This window comes from Dyadobacter sp. AC419 (assembly GCF_979253085.1).
Genome location: NZ_CEEDCD010000020.1, coordinates 93,384 through 108,513, shown reverse-complemented (window position 1 = coordinate 108,513; position 15,130 = coordinate 93,384). Strand labels below are relative to the sequence as shown.

The 15,130-nt window shown below is 45.1% G+C and carries 18 protein-coding genes and 3 pseudogenes; 13 read left to right on the top strand and 8 right to left on the bottom strand.

Translation table 11 applies throughout. From position 1 onward, the window contains the following. Positions 1–143: 143 nt before the first annotated feature. From AC0IYG_RS17495 to AC0IYG_RS17460, 8 genes are all read left to right on the top strand, one after another. Positions 144–1,049 (top strand): phytanoyl-CoA dioxygenase family protein, encoded by a 906-nt coding sequence (locus AC0IYG_RS17495; RefSeq protein ID WP_471712426.1) that lies wholly within the window; start codon positions 144–146, stop codon positions 1,047–1,049. A gap of 509 nt (positions 1,050–1,558) precedes the next feature. Next, positions 1,559–2,347, top strand: coding sequence for a LytR/AlgR family response regulator transcription factor (locus tag AC0IYG_RS17490; RefSeq protein ID WP_471712425.1), 789 nt, complete (start codon positions 1,559–1,561; stop codon positions 2,345–2,347). Positions 2,348–2,686: 339 nt separating this feature from the next. Continuing rightward, complete coding sequence (locus AC0IYG_RS17485; RefSeq protein ID WP_471712424.1) at positions 2,687–3,151, top strand: putative colanic acid biosynthesis acetyltransferase; 465 nt, start codon at positions 2,687–2,689, stop codon at positions 3,149–3,151. Continuing rightward, positions 3,138–3,404, top strand: coding sequence for a glycosyltransferase (locus AC0IYG_RS17480; protein ID WP_471712423.1), 267 nt, complete (start codon positions 3,138–3,140; stop codon positions 3,402–3,404). The genes AC0IYG_RS17485 and AC0IYG_RS17480 overlap by 14 nt, the downstream gene beginning before the upstream one ends. A 97-nt stretch (positions 3,405–3,501) precedes the next feature. Continuing rightward, positions 3,502–3,705 (top strand): hypothetical protein, encoded by a 204-nt coding sequence (locus AC0IYG_RS17475; RefSeq protein ID WP_471712422.1) that lies wholly within the window; start codon positions 3,502–3,504, stop codon positions 3,703–3,705. Beyond that, complete coding sequence (locus AC0IYG_RS17470) at positions 3,656–3,946, top strand: hypothetical protein (protein ID WP_471712421.1); 291 nt, start codon at positions 3,656–3,658, stop codon at positions 3,944–3,946. Before AC0IYG_RS17475 ends, AC0IYG_RS17470 begins: the two co-directional genes overlap by 50 nt. Before the next feature lie 146 nt (positions 3,947–4,092). Next, positions 4,093–4,968, top strand: a complete 876-nt coding sequence (locus tag AC0IYG_RS17465) for a hypothetical protein (protein ID WP_471712420.1) — start codon at positions 4,093–4,095, stop codon at positions 4,966–4,968. Between the two features lie 86 nt (positions 4,969–5,054). After that, positions 5,055–5,669 (top strand): MutS-related protein, encoded by a 615-nt coding sequence (locus AC0IYG_RS17460; protein WP_471712419.1) that lies wholly within the window; start codon positions 5,055–5,057, stop codon positions 5,667–5,669. 40 nt (positions 5,670–5,709) lie between these two features. Here the strand turns inward: AC0IYG_RS17460 and AC0IYG_RS17455 are convergent, their stop codons facing one another. Continuing rightward, positions 5,710–6,129, bottom strand: a complete 420-nt coding sequence (locus AC0IYG_RS17455) for a BLUF domain-containing protein (protein WP_471712418.1) — start codon at positions 6,127–6,129, stop codon at positions 5,710–5,712. A 220-nt stretch (positions 6,130–6,349) separates the two neighbouring features. Between AC0IYG_RS17455 and AC0IYG_RS17450 the strand changes: the two genes are divergently transcribed. Both AC0IYG_RS17450 and AC0IYG_RS17445 read left to right on the top strand, forming a co-directional pair. Beyond that, positions 6,350–6,625: a DUF808 family protein gene (locus tag AC0IYG_RS17450; RefSeq protein WP_471712417.1), complete on the top strand. Its 276-nt coding sequence runs from the start codon at positions 6,350–6,352 to the stop codon at positions 6,623–6,625. Positions 6,626–6,734: 109 nt separating this feature from the next. Beyond that, on the top strand, positions 6,735–7,238 hold the full coding sequence (locus tag AC0IYG_RS17445) for a DUF808 family protein (protein WP_471712416.1): 504 nt from the start codon (positions 6,735–6,737) through the stop codon (positions 7,236–7,238). A gap of 256 nt (positions 7,239–7,494) precedes the next feature. Here AC0IYG_RS17445 and AC0IYG_RS17440 read toward each other — a convergent pair whose 3' ends face one another. Further along, positions 7,495–7,674 (bottom strand): alpha/beta hydrolase, encoded by a 180-nt coding sequence (locus AC0IYG_RS17440; protein ID WP_471712415.1) that lies wholly within the window; start codon positions 7,672–7,674, stop codon positions 7,495–7,497. Positions 7,675–7,979: 305 nt separating this feature from the next. On the opposite strand from AC0IYG_RS17440, the gene AC0IYG_RS17435 reads away from it, so the two are divergent. Further along, positions 7,980–8,402, top strand: coding sequence for a secondary thiamine-phosphate synthase enzyme YjbQ (locus AC0IYG_RS17435; RefSeq protein WP_471712414.1), 423 nt, complete (start codon positions 7,980–7,982; stop codon positions 8,400–8,402). Positions 8,403–8,495: 93 nt separating this feature from the next. Here the strand turns inward: AC0IYG_RS17435 and AC0IYG_RS17430 are convergent, their stop codons facing one another. The 6 genes and pseudogenes from AC0IYG_RS17430 to AC0IYG_RS17405 all read right to left on the bottom strand — a co-directional run bounded on the left by AC0IYG_RS17430 (position 8,496) and on the right by AC0IYG_RS17405 (position 12,401). Then, on the bottom strand, positions 8,496–8,915 hold the full coding sequence (locus AC0IYG_RS17430; protein WP_471712413.1) for a GxxExxY protein: 420 nt from the start codon (positions 8,913–8,915) through the stop codon (positions 8,496–8,498). A gap of 76 nt (positions 8,916–8,991) precedes the next feature. Next, positions 8,992–10,361, bottom strand: a pseudogene (gene mnmE / locus AC0IYG_RS17425) (tRNA uridine-5-carboxymethylaminomethyl(34) synthesis GTPase MnmE). Between the two features lie 80 nt (positions 10,362–10,441). Next, positions 10,442–10,648 (bottom strand): annotated as a pseudogene (locus tag AC0IYG_RS17420) (T9SS type A sorting domain-containing protein); the annotation flags it as partial. A 93-nt stretch (positions 10,649–10,741) separates the two neighbouring features. Then, complete coding sequence (locus tag AC0IYG_RS17415) at positions 10,742–11,200, bottom strand: hypothetical protein (protein WP_471712412.1); 459 nt, start codon at positions 11,198–11,200, stop codon at positions 10,742–10,744. Next, entirely contained in the window at positions 11,201–11,818 is a 618-nt protein-coding gene (locus AC0IYG_RS17410; protein WP_471712586.1) for a sialate O-acetylesterase, read from the bottom strand. Beyond that, positions 11,814–12,401: a hypothetical protein gene (locus AC0IYG_RS17405; protein ID WP_471712411.1), complete on the bottom strand. Its 588-nt coding sequence runs from the start codon at positions 12,399–12,401 to the stop codon at positions 11,814–11,816. The genes AC0IYG_RS17410 and AC0IYG_RS17405 overlap by 5 nt, the downstream gene beginning before the upstream one ends. A gap of 216 nt (positions 12,402–12,617) precedes the next feature. Between AC0IYG_RS17405 and AC0IYG_RS17400 the strand changes: the two are divergent. Continuing rightward, positions 12,618–13,198 (top strand): annotated as a pseudogene (locus AC0IYG_RS17400) (7-carboxy-7-deazaguanine synthase QueE). Positions 13,199–13,218: 20 nt separating this feature from the next. Further along, positions 13,219–15,102, top strand: coding sequence for an OmpA family protein (locus AC0IYG_RS17395; protein WP_471712410.1), 1,884 nt, complete (start codon positions 13,219–13,221; stop codon positions 15,100–15,102). Positions 15,103–15,130: the final 28 nt, after the last annotated feature.

Here is a 15,130-nt window from a genome sequence, read left to right as displayed (position 1 = left end):
TGTCCGCATTATCGAAAAATCGTTTATTCAGGGACATTAATTCTACATTTTTAATCATGGTTATTTCGCATTAAACCCTTATTTAACCAGACAAATAATTTCGATAAAGAGTAAGACGCTATTCCACAAAAACATCTGGCAAAATGACTACAACTTATCCACAATTATTCTCTTCCAGTTTTAGCGAAACTGATGCTCAATCCGTTGCTAACCAGATCAAAAATGAAAAGGGTTACCAGATTTTTGAGAACGCACTCACGACGAGCACGCTAAACAGCCTTATGCACTCGCTGCCTGGCGAACAGGTGCTGGTGAACGACAACCGCATCGGATTCGTAAAGGCGCATAGCAGCAATTACTTTTCGCACACGCTGGCGGTCTCACGCACTTGCTTCGATATTATCACTTCTGAAAATATCCGGGCAATATGCCGCAGTTATTTCGATAAGCCATTCAAAATGAGCAATCAAAAAATTTATGAAACGCACACTGCTTCGCATATTCCATGGCACACCGACAACAACCTGCAAGATGGAAATGCGTACGAAGGAAAGCATGATCTGCCCGGGCTGATGTTCATGTTTTACTTGTCCGACGTGTCGGACACCAATCCTTTCCAGCTCATCCCCTATTCCCAAAAGTGGTCGCAAGATAATAATGAGCGCTTCTTCGAGGACAACTACATCGATCAGCATTATGGTAAAGAAATCGTCTCTGTACGCGCTCCGAAAGGAACGCTGATCATCTGTAATTCCAGGATGGTGCATCGCGCGCAACCATTCAAAAAAAGTGGTTTCAAGCGCACTACGCTGCTTTTTCAGGTCGACGAATTGTCGGACAGACATCAGGGCCACGGCGAGAATATCCTGATCAACACTTCCTTTATGACAAATACCGACCCGGAAATACTTGATTACCTAGGCTTTGGTATGCGGGCCAATTATCCTGCGTTTCCTGAAACATCTGTGGCAACATTACAGCCCAAGGACATGCTTACATTACAAAAACAGATTCTCCCAAAGCAATCAAAGGCATTGGCATCGCACTAACGAAAAAACTTCTCCCAGGATCATTCATTAATACGATCAGAAAGAACCGATTTAAAGCTGCAAAAAATTAGGTTCGACGCGTCTGCATTCGTATATTCAGTCATAAAGCAATTAAAGCGCTCCCCTTAGGCACAGTTTTTATAATCACTTGCAGAAAATTTGACAATTACCCATTTTAACAGGCAGGCCCTTCATTTCGAAAGTCCGCTTTCCCACTAATTAAGGCATAGGATTTGTAAAATGTGCCCAGAACAACAAAATTTGACTTATTTCAAATTGCATTGCAGGAAGACAAATGAGCTAAGTAAAATCTCAACGACAGCAAATCAAAGATTACTGAGGAATTTCTGACACAATATTGTAGAGAATTTCAACAGGCACCGGACGCTTGCTTTGGCGTTTTCTATTTTAATGTCTTTTTAATAAGACGCAAGTACGCCGTATAGGCTTTTAGATAAATTCAGGAATTTTATACAACGTTTAGATTTACTCATCAAAACCTCTACTCAATGATCAGTATACTCGTTATTGAAGAAGAAGCGAAAGTGGCATCAAAACTGCAAAATATTATAGAGCAATTTGGAAGTGGCTTCAAGGTGTGCGCAATGGTTGGTTCAATTAAAGAAGCCAAAAAATGGTTGGTTAACAACAAATCCCCACATCTGATCATCTGTGGCGTTCGCCTGCCAGACGGTCTGATATTCAAGCTGTTCCAGGATTTTACCATCACTTGTCCGGTGATTTATTATACTGATGACTATGAATTTGCGATGAAGGCGTTCGAAAACAACGGCATCGATTATCTCGTAAAACCGCTTGACAGCAACATTCTGAACAGAAGTTTGGAGAAGTTCTGCCGTTTCCGGCGCTTTTTCGGTGAGGACGTCTCCCAGGATTCACTTCGGCTCAGCCACGCTATTTCGACCTTAAACGGGTTCAGAAGCTCGATTCTCGTGTATTTTAAGGATCAGATCATTCCCATCAGCCTGGACAAGGTCGACTACATTTACTATAACAATTATCAGGTGACCGTTTACTCCGAAAATGGCCAATACGAGACCAGAGACACGCTTAACAACATTTTTGAGACGCTGAATCCCCGGGATTTTTTCAGGGCAAACAGGCAGTTTATCATTCATAGGAAGTCGGTAACGAGCATTCAGCAGTATTTCGGCAGAAAGCTTCTCATCGGCATTGCTTCACGCACGCCTGAGCCCGTCATTATCAGCAAAGCCAATGCGACTGATTTCCTTAAATGGCTCGAAGGGCTGCATGTAGAAGAAAATGTATATCAATAGTTCCGTTTAATGTCCGCCTCATCGGAACATTTGCCCGTCTTGCCTCAGGGCTATTGGATTCTGGTTAAAGGGAGTTGATTTTTGCATGACTACGACTTAATGCAAGCTAATAAAGCACGCAAAACGCTTGTAGAATTCCTTGTCGTATATAGGATAACGTTAATTGTTGCGGTTACAAATTATTTGTGCATGATCCGTTGTACGAGCAATGTGAATATTCATGGAAATCAATTCAAATACGCATAGCGGGCCTTCGTTCTCACTCGCGAACAGGGCTGGTCGGGCAATGTGGTCGGTGTCATCTGTTTTGTTTAAATATTCGCCCAAGCCGTTTCATGCATGGCGTTCATTTATACTGCGTTGCTTTGGTGCCAAGTCGGCCGCGGCGTACATGTGTATCCGGGTGTGGTGATATGGGCGCCCTGGAACCTTGAACTTCATGATGAATGTGGCATTGCCAATAAGGTGATTTTATACAGTCAGGGCAAAATCATTATTGGAAAAAGAGCCGTCATATCGCAGGGAACACATTTATGCACGGGCACACACGACTACACGAAAGCGGGGTTTCCGCTGACAACCCGACCCATTTACATTGGCGAACAAGCCTGGGTTGCGGCAGATTCGTTTGTGCATCCCGGAGTAACAATTGGAGCGGGCTGCGTCATTGGCGCACGCTCCGTAGTCCATAAAAATATGCCCGAATGGACCGTCTGCGCAGGTCACCCCTGCAAGCCGATCAAAAAACGGGTAATTGAAGAACCACGTACAGCCCAAAAAGTATTGTCCCATGAGTCCACTTGACCTGACCATCGTTATCCCAGTTCGAAACGAAGAAAAAAATCTGGCAAATTGTCTGCATGCAATCGGACCGGAGCTGGCTGCAAAAATTGTTGTGATCGATTCGCACAGCACAGACAGAACGCAGGAAATTGCAAAGGAATTTGGCGTAGAGGTGATTGAGTTTAACTGGAACGGTCATTTTCCAAAAAAGAGAAACTGGTATCTCCGCGTTCATGCTCCGCAAACGAAATGGGTGATGTTTCTGGACGTCTGACGAATATCTTACGCCCAAGTTCAAGTCGGATCTGAGAAATACGCTGACCCAGCAAACTGACGTCGTCGGATATTGGCTTAATTACACGGTTTATTTTTTGGGGAAAGAGTTAAAGGGCGGCTATCCGCTGCGCAAACTGGCGCTGTTTCAGGTCGGAAAAGGCGAGTATGAAATGATCGATGAGGATCAATGGAGCCATCTCGACATGGAGATTCACGAGCACCCCATATTAAATGGGAAAATCGGGCTTATTGAAAGCAAAATTGACCACCAGCATTTCCGGCATATCGCATTACATTGACAAGCACAATGCATACGCAAGTTGGGAAGCCGCGCGATTTATGAAATTGTATTCCGAAACTTCACTGATCACCAAATTCACCTGGAAGCAGCGAATCAAATATCGCCTCATCAAAACGCCGCTCGTGGGCCCGGCCTTCTTCTTCGGCAGCTTCATTCTCCTAGGCGGTTTCCGCGACGGGAACTCGCGGCTTCACCTTCGCCATTCTAAAAACAGCCTATTTTATACAAGTTTACTGTAAGATCCGGAGAAGAGTTTTAGTTGATTTCCTCATAGCCATTCCCCGCCCATAACACTTTCTGGGTTTCGAGTTTCTAAAATTATAAATTGATCTTGCGATTGGTTGAGTTCTTTCGGTCGTGAGGTTTTACAATTTATCTTGAAGAAATGTCATCAAAAGTGTCCGCTGAGTCAGAAAATCCGCAACAGATCAAAACAGGCTTTTTTAATTTTTATCAAATTGAAAAGTATTTCATCGCGGATAAGGCAGAGGGCGCTTTGCAGGTGATTTCTGACCGAACATTTCAGGACCTCGATCTCGAAGACGTCTTCAAATACATTGACAGAACCGTTTCCAGCATTGGGCAGCAATATTTGTATTACTTCATGCGAACGATCCCGATCGGCAGCGCGAGGAAACAGCGGCTGGAAACCAATATCGGAAACTTCACCAAAGATCCCGAACTGAGAACTGCGGTTACAGCCGAGATTGCCAAGCTGAATAAAACCGACGCTTACTACATTACTTCGCTTTTTCACGGGAAATACACAGAACGACCGAAATTTTACTGGCTGATTCAAATGCTTTCTGCACTCAGTGTGATCGGCGTTGTAATGTCCTTTTTTATTCCCCAAATACTGATCTTCCTGATCGTTCTGCTGCCGGTCAATCTGGGCTTTCATTATTGGAACAAGAATAATTTATATCAATACGGAAGTTCAATTCCTCAGCTCCTTGTATTAATACAAACAGCCGACAACTTACTAAAAGACAGCAGATTTGCCGACCATAACATTGCCTTACAAGAACAGGTTAACGAGCTGAATCAGCTGGGCTTAGCCATGTCTATTTTCAAGATCGAGGCGAAACTGCAAGGGGAAATCGGTCAGTTTGTTGATTATGTTTTCGAGTTGTTCAAAGCCTTGTTTTTGGTCGAGCCTGTCTTGCTCTTTACCATCTTAAAAATCCTTGATTCCAAAAGGCTGCACATTCAAAATATCTTTCAGTTCGTAGCTGAAACGACATTGCCCTTTCCACATTAGCACTCAGGGAAAGCGTTCCTTACCATTGCCAACCGGTCATTCATGAGACGAAAAAAAGACTTCATGCGAAAGCCGTTTATCATCCTTTGATTTTTAATGGCGTCCCAAATGATTTGATATTAAACCAAAAATCGGCGCTGCTGACTGGATCAAATATGTCGGGCAAAACCACTTTTATTCGCACGGTGGGCATCAATGCATTGATTGGACAGACGATTAACACGTGTTTTGCAAACGAATTTGAAATGCCGGCCATGAAAATCCATTCTTCAATCCGGATTTCAGACGATTTGCTTGGCGATAAAAGTTATTATTTCGAAGAGGTTTTGACATTGAAAAACTTGCTGCTGGAAAGCCAATGCACACATGCTAACCTCTTTCTGCTGGATGAACTATTCAAAGGCACCAACTCTGTGGAAAGGATTGCAATCGGAAAAGCCGTGCTCAGCTATCTCACCAGCGGAAATGATCTCGCGCTCGCTTCCACGCATGATCGCGAGCTGGCAGAACATTTGTCCGACACATTTGACCTTTATCATTTCACGGAGATCGTTGACGGAGATGAAATTGTTTTTGATTACAAACTAAAACCCGGCAAACTAAGCACAACCAACGCGATCAGAATTTTAGAGCTGAATGATTACCCGAAAGAAGTCATTGACGAAGCCATAAGGCTGGCTGGCGGAATGAAAAACATGTGAACCGGCATCATTCAGCACCCACTTTATAATCCGGATTCACTTAATTCCGATAATTGTTTTTATAAAAAGTTTGCAACAGCGAAATGACTTTGTTGTCGCCAACACTCGGCATATGTGGATTTTCAATGAATAACAGCTGGTCTTTAAGTTCCTCCATGTTGCGGATATCGGTCGTGTTGTAACCCATCGACCACGTCTCAAAAGACCTTTGCGGAACCGGTCCCTGAAAAAGTTTGATCACCCGCGAGTGACGTGGGTCCCTTTCTATCTTCACAAACAGACTTTCCAACGCCTCTTGATCGCCCTCCAAAACCTGGATAATATTTCCATTGCAATACAGCAAGGCGCCCGTGACGTCCAATGACGTGTTGTTTTTCCGGCTTTTCGCTAAAATATTATTGATATCCTGGTCATCGAAAAGACCATTGGACGAACTTAAATAAACGATTGAGTACACCATGCTTAATAACAGACAATTTTTAAGTTGTAACCGAATTTCGACGTAATCGAAATTCATAAAAACTGCCTTCTCCCAAAATTGGCGTGCCAATTTTCTCGATTTGGTGTTCGTGACCATGCTTCGAGCCGGGTAGCATATCAATTTATGGTTACCTTCGCACACAATTAAGTGCTCCTCATTTGGCTGGAGCGAATTTTTAGGTAAAATTTTAAAACATTGTATGGCATCAGGCTTTTTTGCCATTTTAGATGATATAGCATTTTTAATGGACGACGTTGCCCTGGCGACGAAAGTAGCAACCAGAAAAACGGCAGGCATCCTCGGCGATGATTTGGCTGTAAATGCTGAAAAAGCAACGGGTTTTTTGTCTGAGCGCGAGCTGCCCGTTTTGTGGTCGATCACAAAGGGCTCACTTCTCAATAAGCTCATTATTGTGCCCGTGGCGCTGTTGCTGAACGCTTTTTTACCGGCCGCGATCACTTACATTCTGATTTAGGAGGGCTTTATCTGGCCTATGAAGGTGTTGAGAAGATATATGAATACATTTTTCCTCATCCCAAAAAGAGCACACGGTTATCAAGGAGAATCCGAAGGGAGATGCGACGTTGCAACTGGAAAACGAGAAGGAGAAAGTGAAATCCGCTGTGACTACTGACTTCATCCTATCTATCGAGATCGTAATTATCGCTTTGGGAAGCGTTGCGACAGAAAATCTTACGATTCAGATATTGACCGTTTCTGCGGTTGCTTTGTTGGCGACAGTCGGTGTTTATGGCATCGTCGCACTCATTGTAAGATCTGATGATGCTGGTTACAAATTGATTAAAAAATCAGGTGATAAAGGCATTTTCGGAAAGTTGGGGCACGTGCTGGTAAAAGCTTTGCCGCTGATGATCAAGTTTCTGGGGGCAGTAGGAACGATCGCATTGATCCTCGTTTCCGGCGGGATTTTTGTTCACAACATTCCTTTTTTCCATCACCTGTTTCCCACGCTTCCCGCAACCGTGAAAGAATTTTTGATCGGCTTGGCTTTGGGACTTGTTGTTTTTGCATTGGCAACAGGCATTAAAAAGCTGTTCTTTAAATCCAAAGAAAATGCTCATGCCTGATCGCTTACCCTTTTAACATTACAGCGACTTAATGTCCTGCGCAACAACTTCCAGATCATTTCCAAATTGATGACCACCCGTTTTCAGTTCCCGGAAAGTGGCCCACGGAAGTTGTTGCTTGTATACAGCCAGTTGCGCAAATGGAACCTCTTCATCGTCTATACAATGATAGAAGAATAGCGGCGTATTTTTGTCTATTTTTTCGGCAAAATCAGTCTTTAACTTAAAGGGTTGGACCCAATCTTCTTCTCCACTCCTAGAATGGTGTCGCCAGCAGAAAAATGCCTCTAATTTGTCTGTTAACGGCTTTTTCAGAAAGACAAGCCAGCAACATGGAAGCTCCGAAAGAGTGCGCAACCAGCATAACACCATCCTCAGCCGCTGCAATTTCGCTACTGATCTGCGTTCGTCTGCCGAGATCGGGGCGAGCCATCATTGGGCAAAAAGGGATAATGAATGGCATAGTTCTCACCTAGTTTCAGTTGTAGCGAGGCCACCAACTTTTTATCCGCCTCATAATCCTCTTTTGACCCGCCACCGTGGAAAAATGTGATTTGCTTTTGCATAACCTTTTGATCTAAATAAAAAATTACATCTTATATAACACACTCAAAATTAGCCCTTTCAACCCTTTTAAAACACGTGCAATCGGGCCAATCTCAGGGGGCTGGCGCGACAATGTTATACGTGAAATGCTGCAAGTCAGCAAACGGATTGACCACAGATTGATAACTTTATCCAATGAAGATATTTCAGCAAAGCATAACATTGCGTGAGAAGCGCCGGGGTTTTCATCTCATCACAAACGAAATCCTGCACGTGATGCCCCAGATTGCCGAGATTAAAGTCGGCATGTGCCAGGTTTTCATCCAGCACACCTCCGCTTCGCTAACCATCAACGAAAGCGCCGATCCGACTGTAAGAAAGGATTTTGAAATGTTTTTCAACAAAACCGTAAAAGAAAACGACCCCGATTACGAGCACGACTACGAAGGCTCCGACGACATGCCCGCCCACTTAAAAGCCTCGTTACTAGGCAGCTCAGTCATGATCCCCATCCGCAACGGCCGCCTGGCACTAGGCACCTGGCAAGGCATTTACCTATGCGAGCACCGGGACCGCGGCGGAGCGAGGGGGCTGGTTGTGACGGTTTGGGGGGAGTGAGAGGGGGGTTGGATTAACTGAACGCATCCTACTCAACTGTCAGTATTAGGATTTGTTGGATTTGAGGATTCTTGGATTCGACTTCTGTTTTTATTAAGACTTAATTCCTGCGCTTCGATTTTTGATATACTCTTTGTTATCAGGGTGATTAAGATTGTATACTCGCTTAAATTCTAAACTTTTCGAGCCAAAATTTATCAATAAGCCGATGGGTAAATTGTATGCCTGGCAGTAGTTCATTGCCTGGGACAGATGTGCATCTTCTAAGCGTATTACCGCTTTCATTTCAAGCATTATTATGTTTTCAACAAAGAAATCTACTCTGCGTGTGCCGACTTTAATCCCATCATAATAGATGTACATTTCCATTTCACGTTTGTAGTTCAACCGTTGCTTTTGCATTTCAATTGCTAACGCACGTTGATAAATCACTTCCTGAAAACCATTTCCTAATACACCATGAACTTTCATAGCGCATCCAATAATCTTATGAGTTAACTCCAAGTGTGTCATGTGTGTTCGCTTAAGTAATTCCTACAATCTTAAAATCCTAAAAATCATAATACAGACATTGTGCTGGACTTTTAATCTACTTCCCGATACAAAACTTACTAAAAATATTATCCAGCAAATCATCCGTCACAATCGTCCCTGTAATCTCCCCCAAATGATGCAGCGAAAGCCGAATGTCTTGCGCCAGAAAATCACCGGTCACACCTGTTTCAAGCCCGTTCAAAACGTCGGTTAATGCGTCGTGTGTCTTGACCAGATGTTCGTAGTGGCGCAGATTTGTGACCACTGTGTCGCTTGCGGATTGTCCGTAGACCATGGAAACGAGCTTGTTGGTCAGGTTGGATAATCCGGTTTGTGATTTTGCGGAAATGGAGATTACGTTGTTTTGGAGTGCGTTTAGCGTTTCTGGCGTAATGTCACTGATGTCGATCTTGTTTAGCACATATAACACTTGCTTGTCTGCCCGGAGGAGTGCGGCGAGTTGCTGGTTTTCTTTGAGCGTTGCTACACTGTCGAAGAGGAAAATCACGATGTCGGCTTTTTCCATGGCGGCTTTGGAGCGCTCGATGCCGATGGATTCGACGAGATCTGTGGTTTCGCGGATGCCTGCTGTGTCGATGAAGCGGAATTTGAGGCCTTCCAGGACGATGGTGTCTTCGATTACGTCGCGGGTGGTGCCGGCAATGCTGGTTACGATCGCTTTTTCTTCATTTAAAAGCGCATTGAGCAATGTGGATTTGCCGACATTGGGGTGAACCGATGATCGCCACGGGCACGCCTTCTTTTAATGCATTGCCAAAATCAAACGATTCGACCAGCGGTGAAATCGTGCTCAACAATGCTTCTATCAAGCGGCGAAGATCATCGCGCTGCGCAAATTCTACGTCTTCTTCACCGAAATCCAGTTCAAGCTCGATTAAGGATGCGAAATGAATGAGTTCCTGGCGTAATGATGCCAGTTTCTTCGAAAAACCGCCTCTTAATTGATTCAAAGCAGTTTTATGGCTGGCTTGCGAATCGGCGGCGATAAGGTCGGCGACTGCTTCGGCTTGTACCAAGTCAAACTGGCCATTCAAAAACGCGCGCTGAGTGAATTCTCCGGGCTTGGCGATCCTGGCTCCATTGGTGATCAGCAACTTCAATATTTGCCTGATGATATAGTCGGAGCCGTGACAGGATATTTCTACTGAATCTTCTTTTGTAAATGATCTCGGTGTTTTAAAAACAGTCACCAGCACTTCGTCGATGATTTCCCCGTCTGCCTGGATCGTCCCGAAATGTGCGGTGTGGCTCTCGGCCTTTTCAAGATCTTTGCCCTTAAAAACAGCGTTAACCATTGATATTGAGCCTTCTCCCGGAAACCCTGATGACTGCGATCGCTCCAACGCCCGACGGCGTGGCCAATGCACAAATAACTTCCTGCTGATGAATTGGTGTAATATTCATACTGTAAATATGCCACTAAATCTACTATATGGCAAAGATCCGGGGAAGCCGGTCCCTCCGGATACAGCATCGCCGGCCAACTATCGGATCGCCACTTGCTTCACGACTGATCCTTTGGCGGTGTGGATCCTGATCAGATACATGCCGCTGTTTAGTCCGGCTAGGTTGACGACCGCCCATTGCTGCTGATCATAAAGTGCTTCTTTCAGCTTAACGCCAGAATTCGAGAATATTTCCACCAAACCTATTTTGCTGTGATCAGAAACCACATTCACCTCTCCGGCAGCCGGATTGGGGAAAAAATATTGAAGTTAGCGGCTGCAAGCGGCTCCACAGTCAACACATCCTCACTCAGTTTGGTGTGCCGGATGCTTGTTATGTCAGACTCTGCATGCTCGGTTATCGCGCGGATCGAGTAAGTGTATGCAACGCCTTGCTTCGCGGATGCATCCGTGTAAGACGCCTGGCAAAGGCAAATGCAATATTTCATGTGCGCCCGCAGAATCCACGCCTCCGAGTCTTTCCAGAATGTAGCCTGTTGCACCCGGCAACTCGTTCCAGCTTAGCAATACATTGCCGACTTCGTCTCTTGCCGTGAGCGTTAACTTTCCAAGATCAGGAAATGGATAGATTTTATTGTGATGAAATGCGAAAGCCCGGAAACCCTTATCATTTCTCAGAAAAGGGCCGATATAAACCCAAGGTGCAGACAGCAATCCCGCATAATGATATTTTGAAGGCAAATATTTGATTAATGAATCCGGCCCGGCGGCTTTCTTTTCAACAATGATCTTGTTCGCCTCTGCCCTGCCCGATTTTGAGCTTTTGCCATTCTGCATTCAGGTAAAAAAGTCTTTGACAGAATAGTTAGAAACAGGCTCCTGACTGCCCTCAATGTTTGAATTCGACGTGTCATTCGGATAAATCATTTTTTGATAATCCTCGAAAACCATAGTGATTTCCGATGAATCCTTTTTTGAATAAAATGCCTTTTGCAAGCTCGGTGAAGTGATTTTTTCCTTTTTACCATAATGATAAAATCCCGCCATATCAGCCAAATCCTGCCCTACCTTCAAATAGCCCTCCAATCCATAATGGAACCCATTCCAGCCCGGAGCGCCAAGTGCGGCATAAGGCTGAATGATCGGATATTTCACTCCCAAAAGCCGCTGATCTTCCCGAAACTGGCCAATGCGGTCGTCATAAGCGCCGCCGCCGAAAAGCGGGAGCTGAAAAACATATATTTTCTCAACCAACGGGTAATCCTCTTTCCAGTTGTTGACCATTTGTTCAAAACGTGGCGCCCAAACCAACGGTTCCGGAGAAGCAGCTTCATTCTCACCCTGCCAGTAAAAAATCCCTTTCAGCGCAGGCATCAGGCCAGATTGATTTACGTAATTCAATAAAACGCCGTAAAATTTGCTGGCATCGGCGTGGTCGTTGGGATTGCGCTCAATGAGTTGCGCGAGGGAAGCGCCTGCAAGCGCGCCGTTGATTACGCATGTAGGAAAGCCATATTTTTCCGCTCAACGGTGCTTTTTGAAATTCAATGCCAAATATGCCAACCCGCGGGCTGAGATCGTTAGCCAATCCCCAGCCGTTGCCGTTGGGCCCCGAACCGTAAGTGCGGCAAAACTCGTTGCGATACTTGTAGTCCACTTCCCAAGCCACGGCATTTGACTGGCCATATATCAGGTAAAGATCACCGGCGACGACATTGCTGCGTGTGACAATCAATGTTGAATCTGTGGCAGATTTGCATGCGTAAACAGCATATGTATATTCCGCCAGCTCAGATTTGATGATTGTCGGAATGCTGAACGCCCCCGCATCACCCGTATATTTGAGTTGATTCTTGTAATAACTTTGTCTGGCCCCATTGCGCGACTTGACCACAGAAACGTAAGCATATCCCGCCGCTTCAACATTCCCAGCGACCGTAATCTCGGCTTCGTTATTTGCATTCCGAGGAAAAAGCTGCATATCGGCAGGCAGCGAATTAAAATTGACGATCCCGATTTTTTGGGCAAAAGAGGCCAAAATGCATTCCCTATTAGCAGGAATGCAGTAAACAGTAAAGTTTTTTTCATTAAGTGCGATCTAGTTCATGTGAGGTCTGTAACAAACCTAAAATAAAGCTGTTACATATCAATGCTGAACAGCAACGATTTATACAAAACTGCTGTTTTTGATTTTTTGTATCTTTGCACAATGTTTACTGAAACTTTACCAATACAATCTACAATGCTTCCCGTAATGGAGGCCTTCTACACCTTGCAAGGCGAAGGCCAGCACAGCGGGCGCGCTGCTTACTTTATCCGCCTCGGCGGCTGTGAAGTGGGCTGTCACTGGTGTGACGTGAAGAGTCCTGGAATGCAGACCTGCATCCCAAATTCAACATTAATAACATTGTCGATGGCGCGCTGCAATATCCAGGCCGTCTGGCGGTGATCACGGGCGGCGAACCTTTAATGTATAACCTCGACGAGCTCACTGGTCAGCTGCAAGATGCGGGTTTCAAAACCAACATCGAAACATCCGGCGTATATCCGTTCACAGGACATTGGGACTGGGTGTGCTTCTCTCCAAAAAAATTCAAAGAGCCGCATCCGGACATTTACAAAAATGCAAATGAGCTCAAAGCGATCATTTACAACAAGAGCGATTTTGAGTTTGCCGAATTCCATGCCGAACGCGTTTCTGAGCAGTGTACGCTGCTTTTACAGCCCGAATGGAGTAAGCACGAGGCGATGCTGCCTTTGATAATTGACTATATCAAAGACAATCCAAAATGGAAAATGTCGTTACAAACTCACAAGTATATGAACATTCCATAATGCACCGCGCCGCTATTTTTTTGCTAATATCCTGTCTGATTATTTCAAATTTAACACACGCACAGGACGCCACATTATCCAGGAAAGCCAGGGAAACTTATGAGAAAGCGCAGGAAGCCTGGCAGGCCAGAAAACTGCCCGAAGCGATTGCCCTTTTCGAAAAAGTCCTGGAACAGGAGCCTAACAGTTTCGATACAAACCTGAGACTCGCGCAGATCTACGAATTGCAGCGAAACCCCAATCTGACGAAGAAGTATTATGCCAAAGCAATCCAGCTGAGGCCTTCCGCGCCACAGTCGGCCGCTGCGCTGCAATGGATCGGCAAGCATCATTTTGAGGCGGAACGTTATGATTCGGCTTTGGTTTATTTTGAAAAAGCATTGCCATTATTTCCTGCCAAATCCAGCCTGGCTAAGCTGGCTGAGAAATCTATTGCTTCTTCCAAATTTGCTCGTGAGGCGATCAAAAATCCACTGACGATTCAGAAAAGATCGCTGGGTGACACCGTTAACTTCCTGGGCACGCAGTATTTTCCCGTGATGACTGCCGATGATGAGACATTGATCTTCACCGGACTGACTGAAAACCGCGACGAGAACATTTACGCAACCCACCGCATTAAGGGCGGACGTGGATGGGATGTGCCGGAGGAAATTTCAAAATCGATCAACACATCCAATAACGAAGGCACTTGCAGTGTTTCTGCCGATGGCCGCACATTGGTTTTCACGGCCTGCAACCGGCAGGATGGCTATGGAAGCTGTGATCTTTACATTTCCAAAAAAGAAGGAAAGGAATGGAGCGCACCCGTAAATCTGGGTCAGGAAATCAATACGCGTGACTGGGAATCGCAACCTTCGCTGTCCGCGGACGGGCATTTGCTCTACTTTGCTTCGGATCGCCGGGGCGGACAAGGTAAACGCGATATCTGGGTTTCAAAACTGGATGAAAAAGGAAAATGGGCTGCACCGAAAAATCTGGGAACGCACATTAACACACCTGACGAGGAAAACGCCCCATTCATTCACGCCAACGGACGCACCCTTTTTTATGCCTCAAACGGCCTTCCGGGCATGGGCGGCTTCGACATTTTCATTTCCCAGCGGACGGACACCACGTGGTCACAAGCCACCAACATTGGTTATCCTATTAATACAGTCGCTGACCAGGTCGGACTTTTCATTGCTTCGGACGGACAAAAGGCTTACTACACGGATGATGCTTCGGGCGAAAAAGGGCGCTCGCTGCTTTATACATTCAATTTGCCTGATCAGGTGAAGGAAAAGATTGTTCCGACGCGCTATGCGAAAGGGAAAGTTTTTGATAAAAAAACAAACACACCGCTGGCTGCCGCAATTGACCTTTTTGATTTAAAAACGCAGCAAAAAGTCGGAGAATTTTCTTCTGACAGCAAAACGGGTTTCTTCCTGACGGTTCTCAACAGTGGCGGCGAATATGCCTTTTATGTTTCGAGAACAGGTTATTTATTCAAAAGTCTATCATTTACCGTTAATGATTCTACATCTTTTGTAGATCTGGATATTCCTTTGGAAGCCATTGAAAAAGACCGTGCGGAAGTGCTCAACAATATATTTTTCAAAACAGGAGAATACAGTCTTGACGAGAAGTCGAAGGTTGAGCTGGGTAAAATGGTTGATTTTTTAACCAAAAACAGATCGGTTAAAATTGAAATCTCAGGCCATACGGACGATGTGGGTTCCGACACGGAAAATATGGAATTATCAAGGAGAAGGGCGTTGTCGGTTCAGGAATATCTGCAACAATCGGGCATTGTAGCCGATCGGATCACTTCGAAAGGCTACGGCGAGACGCAGCCGGTGGCGCCAAATGACTCCCAGGAACACAGACAAAAAAACCGCAGAATCGAGTGGCGTATACTTTAAATCGATTTGCATAAAGAAGTGAAATTTT